At 42.3% G+C, this 14,632-nt stretch carries 6 protein-coding genes, 4 tRNA genes and 1 pseudogene; 7 read left to right on the forward strand and 4 right to left on the reverse strand.

The features are described 5' to 3' along the window. Nucleotides 1–1,176: 1,176 nt before the first annotated feature. Nucleotides 1,177–4,557 carry an exodeoxyribonuclease V subunit gamma gene (gene recC, locus A359_RS02865; protein WP_014888361.1) on the reverse strand — a complete coding sequence of 1,127 codons (3,381 nt, stop codon included), beginning with the start codon at nt 4,555–4,557 and terminating at the stop codon, nt 1,177–1,179. Between the two features lie 1,439 nt (nt 4,558–5,996). Here recC and gmk point away from each other — a divergent pair. From gmk to spoT, 3 genes and pseudogenes are all read left to right on the forward strand, one after another. Then, nucleotides 5,997–6,644 (forward strand): guanylate kinase, encoded by a 648-nt coding sequence (gene gmk, locus A359_RS02870; protein ID WP_044104742.1) that lies wholly within the window; start codon nt 5,997–5,999, stop codon nt 6,642–6,644. Nucleotides 6,645–6,674: 30 nt separating this feature from the next. Next, nucleotides 6,675–6,950, forward strand: a complete 276-nt coding sequence (rpoZ, locus tag A359_RS02875; protein WP_014888363.1) for a DNA-directed RNA polymerase subunit omega — start codon at nt 6,675–6,677, stop codon at nt 6,948–6,950. Nucleotides 6,951–6,970: 20 nt separating this feature from the next. Next, nucleotides 6,971–8,821: pseudogene (gene spoT / locus A359_RS02880) on the forward strand (bifunctional GTP diphosphokinase/guanosine-3',5'-bis pyrophosphate 3'-pyrophosphohydrolase); the annotation flags it as partial. 746 nt (nt 8,822–9,567) lie between these two features. Here spoT and A359_RS02885 read toward each other — a convergent pair. Continuing rightward, a complete protein-coding gene (locus A359_RS02885; RefSeq protein ID WP_160142732.1) occupies nt 9,568–10,029 on the reverse strand; it encodes a TonB family protein in 462 nt (153 codons plus the stop codon). Nucleotides 10,030–11,522: 1,493 nt separating this feature from the next. Here A359_RS02885 and A359_RS02890 point away from each other — a divergent pair. From A359_RS02890 to A359_RS02905, 4 genes are all read left to right on the forward strand, one after another. Further along, nucleotides 11,523–11,599, forward strand: a tRNA-Met gene (locus A359_RS02890). A 6-nt stretch (nt 11,600–11,605) separates the two neighbouring features. Next, nucleotides 11,606–11,690: transfer RNA gene (locus tag A359_RS02895), tRNA-Leu, on the forward strand. Between the two features lie 20 nt (nt 11,691–11,710). Next, nucleotides 11,711–11,782 (forward strand) — tRNA-Gln (locus A359_RS02900). A gap of 956 nt (nt 11,783–12,738) precedes the next feature. After that, nucleotides 12,739–12,813 (forward strand) — tRNA-Gln (locus A359_RS02905). A 446-nt stretch (nt 12,814–13,259) separates the two neighbouring features. Here A359_RS02905 and frr read toward each other — a convergent pair. Together frr and pyrH are read right to left on the reverse strand one after the other, a co-directional pair. Next, the gene (gene frr / locus A359_RS02910) at nt 13,260–13,817 is read right to left on the reverse strand and encodes a ribosome recycling factor (protein WP_014888367.1); all 558 of its coding nucleotides are present in this window, start codon (nt 13,815–13,817) and stop codon (nt 13,260–13,262) included. A gap of 62 nt (nt 13,818–13,879) precedes the next feature. Further along, nucleotides 13,880–14,614 carry a UMP kinase gene (pyrH, locus tag A359_RS02915; protein WP_014888368.1) on the reverse strand — a complete coding sequence of 245 codons (735 nt, stop codon included), beginning with the start codon at nt 14,612–14,614 and terminating at the stop codon, nt 13,880–13,882. Nucleotides 14,615–14,632: the final 18 nt, after the last annotated feature.

The raw sequence follows: 14,632 nt of genomic DNA on the forward strand, positions 1-14,632 counted from the left end.
GTGCACAATGGTGGCAAAACTTATATCATGAGAGTCAAAAGATTTTTTAACATAAGCATCTGAATAGCAGTTTTCTTTAGAAAAGATAGTAAGCTCTCCCGTTCTTTAGTTAATGTGTCAGTGATACTTTGGTTAAGCATGCCTCTAAACAATCATCTGAGTCGGCTTGACCAGGATCTTCCTAGTAGGTGCAGTGATAGCAATGGCGCTTTCTATCAGCTCGCTAGTCATACACTATTATTAATGAAATTTACTTTTCTATATAATCAATCTCTACAGATGATTGCATGTGTTGCGTTATCTACGAAAATTTTTCGTTTATCAACATTTTAATTCTGGATCATTCACTTTTCTTCAAGCAACACTGAAATACTCCTTATCTCAATATTTTATGCGTTATTCTATAGGGACTTGACGTTTTGATATCAATAAAAAACTGCTTTATTTTTTATGAGAAAAAACGGGTCAGGAGATTTGATAACAGGCAGTAGAGGGTTTACGTATTGCATTAACTGATCCTTTTATACAACTTTTAACAAAAGCTCAACCATTCATTCATCATTAGAGCGGTCCTGAAGGACTTATCTGAGTAAAATGGTAGTCGCTGTGCCATACAAGAATAAGTAACTATGTTTTATATAGTAAAATAGTTGATAAATTCATCTATATAGTTAGGCAACAGTGCTGCTTGAGGATCAAGGTTGTTAGTGCATTAGTAAGTGACATGAACTACTCTTTGTTGATTAAAAATTCTATGGTCTAGATTATATGCCTGGTAGCGAAGTTGATTTTTTGGGCGCGTCATTGATGATACCGCGGGTAAAGCCACCGTTGAGAGTGCACATACGCGCCTCTATCTCATGTGTTCAAATCACTTTGATGCGTTTTTTCAGCGCATTAGTCGGCAAGTTAAAGAAATCTTCTTGGCATTCTTATGTGATGCTTACTTTCGCTATTCATTATTTTAGTGCTCCTTTTACGCTACTACACTAAAATCATTAGCGCTAAATCCTATAACCTGTTCAGTAATATAACATGCTGTTCTCTAATCGTTGTTTTTAAGTAGTACCTCATCAGAGGGCTGTAGAGGCATGAGTTATGCATAAGAAAGAACAATAGAGTTTACCGCTGTCACAAATGTAGTAGAGCGGCTTGCTTTATGCTCGTTTGTCTTGTTTAGTAAAGAGAACTCTTTGCTAAATTGAACATAAAAGGCGGCAATAAATACCGTTCAGCAGCCTCTATAATCTCTTGAATACGTTTTTCTTCTAGTGTGTGCATTAACCTCTTCAGATAGAGGTCTTCTCCTTCGCCTGGAAGATGGCCCTTTCCCTGCCAAGCCTGGATGATTTTATCACGTGCTTGACATTGCCGACGGGCATCAAAGTCTATGCCCTGCGTTTCCTTGTTATAACAGTGGGTGATCCATGCACTACCTGCACGATGTAACAGTAGTAGCGGTGACGTCATGCCCTGATAGTAGCCGGCAACCAAAGACAGCAAACAGGCCTTTGCATTAGAGGGAGGCAGTGCTACGAAATGCCATTGACCTCGCCTTCCAATCATGCGGCTCTCGCCTGCACCACCCATGGCGCAGTAAGCAAGGTGCTCTACCCATAGCATCATACCATCCCTGCCCGATAGCACGCCGGGACGCCAGCGTAATAAACCATTCGCCTGGACTCTTGGAAGCCAGCCAGAAAGTATTACATCGTCTAGCATTAAAGAGACCTCAAGACTATCCGTTTCCGACAAGTAAAATTTTCGTACCTGCTCAGCAAGTCCCGACATTTCCCTAGACTGTCTATCCCAATATAATTCTCCAAACGCGCCATAAGGCAATAGGCCAGCTGCACGCACCTGACGGAAAAGTTTATCAGGACTGTGTCCGTCAATGAGGCTATTTAGTAGCTGCTCATTGAGCTGATAGCGGGTCAGCCCGTCTATGATGAACGGTTCAGAAGCTTTTAATATGAGAGACGTATGATGGAAGGAAATTGCCATCCGCTGCATAAACCATGCCCGTACCGGATGGCGATAAAAGCTAACTAACGCATCTAACGCCAGCGCTGTTCGGGGTGACGATGTCAACGGCACGACAAAATCCGGCTGTGGCTTTTTGCCTGAGGAGCCTGCTGCCGGAAGCCACTCCTTAGCAAAGCTCTGGTACTCACTTCCGGGTAGAAAATTTTCTGCTGCAAAAGGCATCCGGTTATGCCAGTGCCAAAGATGTGCGCATACTCGGTCAGTACTACTCCCAGAATCAGCGTGCTCGTCGCCGGGTAGGTGAAAGCTTTTTGCAATATAATCGATTAGCTCTCTCACTAAAATCGAAGGATAGCGCGGGGTGTTGTCCTGGATCGCGCGACCGACAAAACTGACATATAGTCGTTGCTTTGCGGATAAGAGCGCCTGTAGAAACAGATACCGATCATCTTCTCGCGGACTAGGATCGCCTCGTCGGGTCTGCCCTTCCATCAGATCGAAACTCACCGACGGTAGTGTGCGCGGATAAACTCCGTCGTTCATGCCCAGTAAACAGACCACCCGAAATGGAATGCAGCGCATTGGTGTTAGTGTACAGAAGTTGATAGCACCGGCGAGAAATTGCTGACTTTTCTGCTGCTTTTGATTGAGTCGCTTAACTAGTTCATCTTGCAAGAGCGATATAGGCACCGGCTCATTGTATCTTACCCGAGAACCGCACTGCAGTAACTGCTGCCATTGATTTTCTAGCATCGTTAGTGCCACTGCTTCTTCTGGATCGGGTGAAAAAAAATCCGTTATCATTTCGTGGGCGCACGAAAGCCAGGCATCCAGTGAGCGGGACTGGGCGAGGTGGTCTCGCCACTGGCGGAGTCGCATCAATAACTCACCAAGTTGACCGACCAAGATAGCTGTTAAGCCACTGGATTCGTCGTAGGGCAGCACACCCCGAAAGTCGCCGCCATCACTATCCATGGCATAACCCAGTAGCATGCGAGTTAAGCCAAATTGCCAGGTATGCTGGCCCGTAGCAGGCAGATTTAACCCGCGAGGTGTATCATCGTCCAGCCCCCAACGAATCCCGGACTGTACCACCCATAACCGTAGCAGCTGCAGCCCCTGTTCATTGATACTGAAACAGGTGGCTAGTGCTGGCACCTCGAGCAATCCCAGCACTAGATCGGGGGTAAAGCGGCTTTTCGGTAAATCTAGTAGACTAAGAAATGCCAGCACTACGGGATGAATATGCTGCCTTAGAGTATCGGAGATAGTGAAAGGTAGACAGTGCTCGCTATCGGCATTGCCGAAGACGGCCTGAATTGCAGGCGTATAATGGTCGATCTGGGCTACCATGACAATTATTTCGCGTGGAAGAAGCGTCGGGTCTTCTTCAATCATCGCCAGCAGTCTATCATATAGTACTTCTACTTCTCGCTGTGGACTATGGCAGACATGTAGGCTCAGTGACCGGTCATCGAGTCTTAGCAGCCTCTTGCAGCCGTGCTGTGTGAGAGACTGGTTATGCATGCCCAGAACAGTATGATCTTCGAGCTCTAAAATATCATGCTGTAGCAGACTGAGTAGGTTATTCCCTGACGGCGTAACAAATGCATTTACTTCGGTAATGCCGGAGATCTGTGCTAGCAAATACAAATAATCTCGCCCTTGTTTTCCCCAGGAGGTCAGTAGTGGATTTCCTATTTCCCCTAATTTTATCGCCTTAGATGCGTCCGGGCAGCGGGACATCATCTGTTCTTTTTTTGCTTGATGCTGACGGCGATGGCAGTGTAGGATCTGAGGAAGAAAAGACCGATCGCAGAGATCTCCCCAATAATAGCGGCAAGGATTAGCGTAAAGTAGATGCATATCGATATAACGTGATAAAGCCTTTATCATCTGCAGGTAGATAGGAGGTAGTGCTGAGATGCCGAAGATGAATACTCTCTCTGGCAATCCAGGCGGCCGTGTCTGGATTTGTGCTAAGGTCTGGATAAAACGCTTATAAAGATTAGTCCGGAGCCATAGTGATAGCTCGTCTTTTTCTGTTACCGCGATCAAGGCTCTCCATAACGGTGCCTGCCAGCGCTGTGCATCGCCCACACCGTCAATTACTTTTTCATTTCGCCAGGCTTCCAGCCAGTCAGGTCGGTATAGCAAATACTGGTCGAATAGATCCGCGACTCTATTTGAGAAATGAAAACTTTTACGTTGATCGTGGTCATCACGAATATATTGGTGTATTTCTATAAAATCAGGTCGTTTACACAGGCGTGGCAAAAGCGACAACAACTTCCAAGTTATCTCTGGTTTAGAAAAAACATTTGCTTTAGGAATGTCTGGAAGAACGCAGTGCAACATTTTCCAGATAAAGCGAGCAGGCACTAGAAATTCAATATTAGCGGCAATGCCAAAGTGTTCTGCTAATTCTATATGCATCCACTGTGCCATACCGTTGCTTTGTACCAGAATCACTTCTGGCTGGAATGGATCGTGAAGTCTCTTCCCCGCGATTAGCCTAGCGGTAAGGGCTTGCAAGACATCTATTTGGTTGGAATGATAAACAGTAAACATACTCATCCTTACGATGAAGTCTTTTTTCTCCAAACATTATTCTTATCACTACGGCTACTTTAGCGTAATTTGTTTTAAATAGAAGAGATCAAGACATGCTTGGGTATGGGCGTTGAATGCTGATTAATTGATATATAGACCCTTTAGGAACTTTTGTCGGGACGGGCAGTCTGGTTGGTAACGACCCCAACTGCTTCCAACATAATAACCGCTCCTTTTATATAAATATATTTTATTTTGTCGATGTATTTATCTAATTATTTTTACTACACCAACAGTGGTGTTTTTAAAAAAGAAAAAATTTTTATAATCATCGGCCTAGATTTTTAGCTAAATTGCAAATAATAGTCTTGATGTAATTGAAAATATTTCAATATGACAAATAGTTATAAAAAGTTATTCAAGCAACATGCTGTACTGATACGATAGATGTATAAGTTTGCCATTTCTGCGTGCATAAAAACCGCTCTTCGACGGCTGACCCGACTACTGATTCAGCTAGATACAAGCAGCAGGAAGCTAGTAACGATAAGAGATGTTGTTAATATAGCAAAGTTTTCAGAGTTGTCTGGAACGTCATGATACATGAAACGTACTATCTTAGTACGTATAGTGTCGCAAAGCATTGAGTCTAAAATCTGCTTTATTTGATAGTAAATAGCTCAGAAAATACAATGATTTTCGCTGATATATCGCATAGTAGTGCCAAAGATACGCTGGATATGCTCAACTGTATTAGGAAAACTCACCTCCCTTTAAAAATCAGACAAGGGTTAGCAGATTGTGCGTACAATACATTTTATTTGCATCATGCTGTGTCAAAAAAAACAATACAAACTGTTACTCTATTTCTATATCGCGTGTGGTATAGGTCAGGGCCATACTATGTAGATACCAATATCATTGAAAGCTAGCTTAGTTTTATTTAATAAAATTAATCGATGATTAAGATTTAGTATATCGATTGATTTTTCTAACCCTCTTATAATAAGACCGCATGAACCATACGGTCACCTGACAGCTGAATGATTTTCATTAAAAATATATAGTAGATTGCTAAGATGTTTATCTTAAAATAAATAAGATCTCAATCTGAGCGAAAGTTGCAATACGAATAAAACAGTAGGGTTGCATCTCTTAGAGCAATTGCCAATAACGCGACCCCGTGTCTACTCAAAATACTACGGTGTGGATAAATCAGCCTGAATGACCATGAGGCATGGTGGTGGGGATGGTAATAGTTACAGCGCTTAACCAAATTAAACTGTCAGGAGTATTAAATATGATTAGCATCACATAAGAATAGTGCAGCTATGGGGTAACGTATTGCATGTTTTAGTTTACTCAACATCTTATATGGAGAGATGCATCTCCTGTCAATACCGCGTATAATATAAAAAATCTTCTCTATTCTTTTAACTTCATCTGACCATTTCATGATCATGCAAGGTACGTTATATATCGTTTCTTCCCCAAGCGGGGGGGGGAAATCTAGCCTACTTCAGGCGTTGCTGAAAACCCAGCCGCTTTATAACACGCAGGTCTCAATTTCCCACACCACCCGCGCCATGCGGCCGGGTGACGTGCATGGTCAGCATTACTTTTTTGTCTCAGAGGCAGATTTTGTTGGTATGATTGCCAGAAATTTTTTTCTGGAATATTCGCAGGTCTTCGGTAATTACTATGGTACCTCGCGTGAACCTGTAGAGCAGGCGCTGGCTACTGGCGGTGATGTTTTCCTTGATATTGATTGGCAGGGAGCACAGCAGATCCGAGGTCAAATACCAGCTACTCGCAGCATCTTTATTTTACCGCCATCCAAAGAGGAGCTAGATCGACGGCTTCGGGGGCGTGGTCAGGATAGCGAAGAGGTGATTAGCAGTCGCATGGCGAAGGCAGTAGCTGAAATTACTCACTTTGCTGAGTATGATTATCTCATCGTCAATGACGACTTTAATACCGCATTGCTTGATCTGAAAACCCTAATCCGCGCCGATAGACTACGTCTTGATCGGCAGAATATACGCCATCATGCATTAATCAGCAAATTGTTGGCAGAGTGCTACAACTTTCAGTATGATCTCTAGTCATTTCTTTATCTGTGGAGTAGCGCATATATGGCCCGCGTAACTGTACAAGACGCTGTTGAGAAAATTGGGAACCGTTTTGACCTGGTGCTGGTCGCCGCTAGGCGTGCGCGTCAAATGCAGGTAGGTAGAAAAGATCCTCTGGTTGAGGCAGTAAACGATAAACACACAGTGATCGCTTTGCGTGAAATTGAAGACGGTCTGATCACGAGCCAGATTCTGGATATCCGTGATCGGCAGGAGCAGCAAGAGCAGGAAGTCGCTGAGATTCAGGCAGTCACTGCAATCGCTGAAGGCCGCCGCTAACAGCAGGTTATTAACCTATCTTGTATCTGTTCAAAACTCTGAATCTTCTGATTCAATGCTACTTGCCCGAGGATCAGATAAAACTGCTCCGGCAGGCTTATCTTGTCGCTCGTGATGCGCACGAGGGGCAGACTCGTGCTAGTGGTGAACCCTATATCACGCATCCTATCGCCGTTGCTTGTATCCTAGCTGAGATGCGTCTTGATCATGAGACGCTTATGGCGGCACTGCTACATGACATTATTGAAGATACCCCAGCCACTTACCAAGACATGGAAAAACTTTTTGGCACAAGCGTCGCTGAGTTGGTAGAGGGTCTATCAAAGCTGGATAAGCTAAAATTTCGCGACAAGAGAGAAGCTCAAGCAGAAAATTTTCGTAAAATGATTATGGCTATGGTGCAAGATATACGTGTTATTTTAATAAAACTTGCTGACCGCACGCATAACATGCGTACCGTAGGTGCTCTACGACCAGACAAACGGCGTCGTATTGCACGAGAAACCTTGGAAATCTACAGCCCGCTGGCTCACCGGCTAGGTATGCATCACCTAAAAACTGAGCTGGAAGAGTTGGGATTTGAGGCGCTGTATCCAAATCGCTACCGTATTATCAAAGATGTAGTTAAAGTAGCCCGTGGTAACCGAAAGGCAATGATCCAAAAAATTCTTGGAGAGATAGATGGTCGTTTAACAGCAGCAGGTATTCCCTGTCGTGTTAGCGGAAGGGAAAAGCATCTATACTCAATTTATTGCAAGATGCATTTAAAAGAACAACGTTTTCATTATATTATGGATATATATGCTTTTCGGGTCATCATCAGAGAAGTTGATACTTGCTACCGGGTTCTGGGTCAGATGCATAGCCTTTATAAACCGCGCCCCGGTCGAGTGAAAGATTATATCGCGATCCCTAAAGCCAATGGATATCAATCACTCCATACTTCGATGATTGGTCCTCATGGTGTGCCGGTGGAGGTGCAGATTCGCACAGAGGACATGGATCAGATGGCGGAGATGGGAGTAGCGGCGCACTGGGCGTATAAAAAGCTAGGTACAACCGGTACTACGGCGCAAATCCGCGCGCAGCGCTGGATGCAAAGCCTGTTAGAGCTACAGCAAAGCGCCAGTAGCTCATTTGAGTTTATTGAAAGTGTTAAATCCGATCTTTTCCCTGATGAAATTTATGTGTTTACTCCGGAAGGGCGTATAATAGAGTTACCAGCAGGTGCTACACCAGTGGATTTTGCTTATGCCGTACATACTGACATTGGTCACACCTGTGTAGGCGCTAGGGTTGATAGAGAGCTCTATCCCATTTCCCAGTCGCTAATCAGCGGCCAAACTGTGGAGATTATTACCGCTCCCGGTGCCCGACCTAATTCAACCTGGTTAAATTTCGTTGTAAGTTCTAAAGCATTGGCCAAAATTCGGCAGACGCTACAAACCTTAAAGCATGATGATCCCGCGATCCTCGGCCGACGCTTTCTTGACAATGTTTTAGACGAGGGTCGTAACCTTGTTGAAAGACCCCAGGGAAATATCCAAAAAGAGTGGGGGAGAATGAAGCGGGTGATTTTTGAAGACCCTCTGGCTGACATCGGTCTCGGTAAATCTATCAGCATGGTGGTTGCTAGGGATTTTGAAGGTGATCGGTCTAATTTAATTCCTAGCATCTGCCTGCGCCGGATGTTGCTTAAAAATGTTGATGATGTACGAATTACTTTCGCTAAATGTTGTACGCCTATTTCTACTGATCCTATAATCAGCTACGTTAGCTTCGGTAAAAAGGTAGTCATTCACCACCACTGTTGCCTCAATATCAGAGGCAACCGGAAGAAGGAAGAGAGACGCATTTTTGTTGAGTGGGAATGGTGATCCAAAAGGAATGTAGTGTGTGCAAGTAAAGGCGGGATATTGTAGCATGACGGGCGCGTTAGCTAGTGTGACTCCGGTGTGTTGATGAACACCGGGAATTTTAATATCTCCACGCCTATTGCTGAAGATTAATATAGTGTGGCAAGTACATTTATTAGTTGATGATCTGTGCGCCTCAGCTATCTAGGTATCATGATGCGTATAATTAATATTATACGTGCAGTCATCTGAGTAAACTATAATGACAATGAGACCGATGACATTGGTATAACTGCTTATCTTATAGGATATCAGACCTTCGGCTTCCCCTTGATTTGGCGATGTTATGTTTATTCCTTTGATCACATTCCCGTACTCATATGACACTCATGCTCGTTTTCTTCCCGTTTTTTGAATGGACTATATTATACTGTTAACATCTTTAATCTATTGATTAATATAAGATAGACTCTTATATTTAGATCGCGTGTTCGATGGGATAAACTCAAGATGATAATCATTACTTACTAAAATTGACCGCGTAATAGCATGACGGCTGATTCTTTCATCAAGTATGTGCAAGACTATTTACCAGTATTAGTAAATATGATTAATTACTTACTATGTACCGTGCTTTATTTAGTAAAAGAGCTACTGAGGAGCCTGTTTCTGCTATTTTTTTGAATAAAAGGTGAACCAAATTCTTTGTTCTTCGTGTACCCTCGGTGTGTTAGCTTATCTATGTCGTCATCGATACATTTTTATCGGTACCTGACGCCTTTAAGATCGAATTGAAACTTCACTATCATATTATTCGCAGGTTTTCCGGTTTCATAGGTCCACCTGTGCATTGCTAAACGAATGTCGCGCTCGAACATGTTACGGGGTTGGGAAAACACAATACGCACATTTCTTACTCGTCCATGAATATTCACATCATATATTACGCTAACATTACCCTGAATTCCTAAGGCTCTAGCCTGCAGAGGATAAATGGGATTGATGCGTAGTATTGCTCTCGGTATATGGTTAACGTTTTTTAGCCCATTGCTTGCCGTCGTGATCGGATATTGAGCTTTTGTATATATTTTGGGTGGCCTTTTTTGAGGTCGTCTCTCTTTTTGGCGTAGCTCGGATTTAGGTTTTGGCTTGCGCTTTGGCGCCGGTTTTGCTTCTTTCATTGGCTCTTGCTGTAGTTTAGGTGCGTTTAGCATAACGATCATGTGCTGCTGCTCAACGGCTGAGGGTATATGCATTGTAGGGCTTTTAATATACAGCAAGGCTAGGATGACAAAGGCGTGTAATCCAGCTGATAGAATCAAAGACCAGGTCACGCAACGGGTCTGATGCAAAATAGGTTACTCCACATCATTGGCAGTCGTAGTTGAAAGTAGATTTTTAATTTCAATATCAATCATATAGCATTACTTGTATCTAGCCCGACGTTGCTTATCAGGCTTTTTTATTACATTACTTTCAATTTTTGTTGAATAACCTACGCAATTTGATGCGCTAGCGGCTAGCAGTGATTTTTTTTACGCAACATAAATGGCGTGCAGAATGCCTAAAATCGTAATGTGATTTAGCCTTGTGATCAGTCCCATTGGACCCGCCCGTGGGTGAATCATAAGCAAACAGGCTCTTTAGAAAACCCAAAAGAGTTTTTAATTAACACTGTTTTGGTTATATTAAGGAACGTCATGCTATACTGTATCAGTAAAAGAATTCGTCTCTACAAAATAACATCATTGAGCTAGGCTGCATCAGAAAATATCATGTTCAAAATGAAAAAGACATGTTGCTAAATTCTCATGCTAAAATAGTTTACTTTCCCATTTCCTTATAGTTACGAAAAAGAATAGCAAGGTTGGAAGTATATTGTAGAGAAAGTAAGATAAGACGTAAGTCCGATCTAACAGATGAGCAGCGCACAACGTATAATACGCTTTATGCTGAATGATTATAAAAAACACTATTATTGCATGAGCTCTATCAGATGTGAGAAAGAAGTGCAACTTCTCGGTTGGCCTTTTGCGGAAGATCGTATGCAAGACACGGGCTAGTGTAATAATTCCTGCTTGAAAGAAAACATACATTTTTTGATCCTGCTTTGGTTCATATTGGCTACTTAATCTAAGAAGGTCATTAGGTATTTGAAAAACGGTATCTATGTGGTCGTAATAACGTCAAGGAATAGAAAGAAAGAAATCAGAACCGTGCATTTCCAAAATAGTCTAGTACTAGTTCAAAACACTGTAGGATATTCAGTGCAGTTTAGGGGAGGATGATGCTCAGATCATCTCAGAAAGGGACATAGTCAAAGGACTGAAGCAGATGATGTTGTTCGGCACTATGCACATAGTGCGTATCGTATAGCAATAGTTTAGTTATTGCAGAAAGGTATCATGAAGTCTCATCTTTTTACTTAAGTTATCAAGTATTTTTCCAATGCTTAGCGTCATGAAACTTGACTTCTTTTACTATGATGTATGTTCGTGTTGATTTTTTCATCATTTGATGAATCACTTGTTTACTGCAAGTGGAAAAGTAACATGTAGTCTTTTTTATATGAGACTTTTCTTTTAAATTGTGTTTTCTCCTTTCTTGGCAGCTCACGTCGGCCGTTTAATATCAGTGAAGCGAAACAAGTTGACGGACTCTTTTTTACTCCTTAAAATGCCAAGTCAATTTCTAAATATCAATCATGCGGAAAGTTGGCTACGTAGCTCAGTTGGTTAGAGCACAGCACTCATAATGCTGGGGTCACGGGTTCGAATCCCGTCGTAGCCACCATACTTTGCGGGAGTGGCGAAATTGGTAGACGCACCAGATTTAGGTTCTGGCACCACAAGGTGTGCGAGTTCAAATCTCGCCTTCCGCACCACCCCTGTAGTTAGTAGTTAATGGGGTATAGCCAAGTGGTAAGGCAGCGGGTTTTGATCCCGCCATTCCCAGGTTCGAATCCTGGTACCCCAGTCAAGATGAGATGTGTCTGCAGAATGTTGGTATTGATGTTTCGTTAACCTTAATTTTATGCAGGCGCTATTTTCCTAATGAAAGAGCTTGCATGGATCAGGCGTAAGGATACTCAAGCACACCGATAGACCATGACATGCTCAATGAGAATCTATTCTCTCTGAAGTTGATCTCAGGTTAAAAACAGATATTGCACCAATACAGGAGGAAATCCTAGGTGAATATATTCAAGCTGGGTCGTTAGATGTCCTGGATAGGGATATGATTATTTACCACATTACCTTCTGTAGTCTAAAAATGCCTGACGCATAGTCTTTTCATCAGTGATCTCCATGTCTATATGTCATTTACTGATTAATACTAATGGGTTTGTAGAGCGTATGCATACTTAGGAGCATTAACATAATAGAAAGTATTTTTTCTTTTTCGATTACACAAGAATTAGGCATGAATGATTATTCCGATGCAGTACATAAAATTGTTTTAGGTGAACGTTTTATAGAGAAAATATCTATACTTAGGTAATAAGCTAGTTTCATCGTGCTTTTTATTATTTTTCAATTTATTAAATTAATATTTAGGTTCACACTGAATCCCTCAAAGCAGATTGTTGTGTTTATCATTATTCATTACTATGTGAGTAATCTTTTTATATATGTTGATGTAAAGTTTTGATATCGCATGATAATATCACATCAAATACATCAACTGCTATCAGTGATAACTACACGCTGCGGTAGTTACTTTTGGGTGTGTAAAAATAGTAGTATATTCGCTAATATGCTAGCGTGTAAAAGCAAGCAATCTTCATTATAAGCTTATGCTAGGTGCCGATAGCAAGCTCTATTAATGAAATAATAGGTAACATTCGCCATACTATTTCAGTGAGTGAGATGGTATGGCTAAAACATAAATACTAGAGCTATTTTTTTGCATTTTATATTAGCCATGATTTTTGGGGTATAGCCAAGCGGTAAGGCACCGGACTCTGACTCCGGCATTCCCAGGTTCGAATCCTGGTATCCCAGCCATTTCAATACTCACAAGCCATAATAAAAATCTTATCTACTGCTTAGATAGTGAATAAAATTCACACCGCAAAAAACTGCAGGTACCAATTGCCATTTCTTACTGATATGTATTATTGGCTTAATATAAAGGTGTGAAGATGATCTAGGCAGGTGTAAGTATATGCACTTTCATCTATGCGATGAAAGGGGGCGATCAATTATTTTACGAATGATGCACGGTACTTTATTTGCTTACTGAGAAAATTCAGTCAGTTTTGTTGATATAAGGTGTAAATTGATAGAGTGCAGCCTAGCATCAGTAGGTTATACTGCGCTCATGAATTCAGAAAAAATAACAAATATCAAAATAACCACATCCCTTATCTTGAGGAGATGAGGGATGTGGTTATTTTGATAGAACGGTCAGCTAAGTGAACTGAGAAATGTATTGTCAAAGCTGTATTAAATTACGTTTCTATTAATTCTTGTTCTTTTTCCGCTAGAGCGTTATCGAGCTTTTTAATCCAAGCATCCGTGAGTTTTTGGATTTCGTATTGCGATAGGTGGTCCGCATCTGCACTAATAGTTTTGTCTTTTAAGAGTGCCTTCACTTTCTCATTGGCATCACGACGGACATTGCGTACGCATACTCTTGCCTGTTCCGCAGCAGTACGCACTACTTTTATTAGATCTCGGCGGCGATTTTCAGTTAGCGGAGGCAGGGGTATGCGAATAATGGAACCAGTAGAGGAGGTGTTTAGCCCAAGCTCCGAAGCCATAATTGCCTTTTCCACCGCTGGTGTCATCGTGCGGTCAAAGATGGTGATAGCCAGAGTGCGTGAATCCTCAGCGACAACATTGGCTACCTGACGTAAGGGGGTCAGCGTGTCGTAATACTTAACTCGAATACCGTCAAGAAGACTCGGAGAAGCTCGTCCTGTACGGACTTTGCTAATGTAGTGTTTAAACGCACCGATGCATTTTTCCATGCGCATCTCGGTATCTGTAGAGATTGTATTAATCATGTTCAAACCCCCTGAGATTTTGTTATCTGGTCAGGACCTCGGGCATTAATTTCGAGGATTTTTTATGCATTGGTGTGTGTAATTAAAGTGCCTTCTTTATCACCCATGATTACCCGCCTTAGTGCGCCAGGTTTATTCATATTAAACACGTGTATTGGCATATTATGATCTTGCGCTAGGGTTAAGGCAGCTACATCCATAACTTTTAATTTTTTTTCTAGCATATCCTGATAGCTTAATTTCTCGTAAAGTGTAGCATCTGAATATTTTACTGGATCGGAGGAAAACACGCCATCTACTTTTGTAGCTTTAAGAACGGCTTCAGCTTTAATTTCAATACCACGTAGACAGGCTGCAGCATCGGTAGTAAAGAAAGGGTTCCCCGTACCGGCAGAAAAAATCACCACGCGATTATTGCGAAGTAGGCTAATAGCTTCTGTCCAGCTGTAGTTTTCGCAGACACCATTTAACGGTATTGCTGACATCAGGCGGGCGTTGACATGGGCACGATGCAAGGTATCGCGTATTGCTAGACCGTTCATAACAGTTGCCAACATCCCCATATGATCTCCTACCACTCGATTCATGCCAGACGTTGCCAGCTCCGCACCGCGGAACAAGTTGCCGCCTCCTATCACCAGACCCACCTGAATACCCCGCTCTACTAGTTCTTTCACGTCCTGAGCAACGTCATGAAGCATACTAGCATCGATACCGAAACCTTGAGATCCTTGCAGTGCTTCTCCGCTCAATTTGAGCAGTATACGCCGGTACATAGGTGTTGTGTTGGTTGCCATGTGATTTATTCCTTGAAC

The organism is secondary endosymbiont of Ctenarytaina eucalypti (assembly GCF_000287335.1).
Classification (GTDB): Bacteria; Pseudomonadota; Gammaproteobacteria; order Enterobacterales; family Enterobacteriaceae.

Bases quoted from the DNA above. Each gene is read 5' to 3' on its own strand.
- pyrH (WP_014888368.1), bottom strand. From the start codon at position 14,614: ATGGCAACCAACACAACACCTATGTACCGGCGTATACTGCTCAAATTG.
- A359_RS02885 (WP_160142732.1), bottom strand. From the start codon at position 10,029: ATGATCGTTATGCTAAACGCACCTAAACTACAGCAAGAGCCAATGAAA.
- recC (WP_014888361.1), bottom strand. From the start codon at position 4,557: ATGTTTACTGTTTATCATTCCAACCAAATAGATGTCTTGCAAGCCCTT.
- rpoZ (WP_014888363.1), top strand. From the start codon at position 6,675: ATGGCCCGCGTAACTGTACAAGACGCTGTTGAGAAAATTGGGAACCGT.
- frr (WP_014888367.1), bottom strand. From the start codon at position 13,817: ATGATTAATACAATCTCTACAGATACCGAGATGCGCATGGAAAAATGC.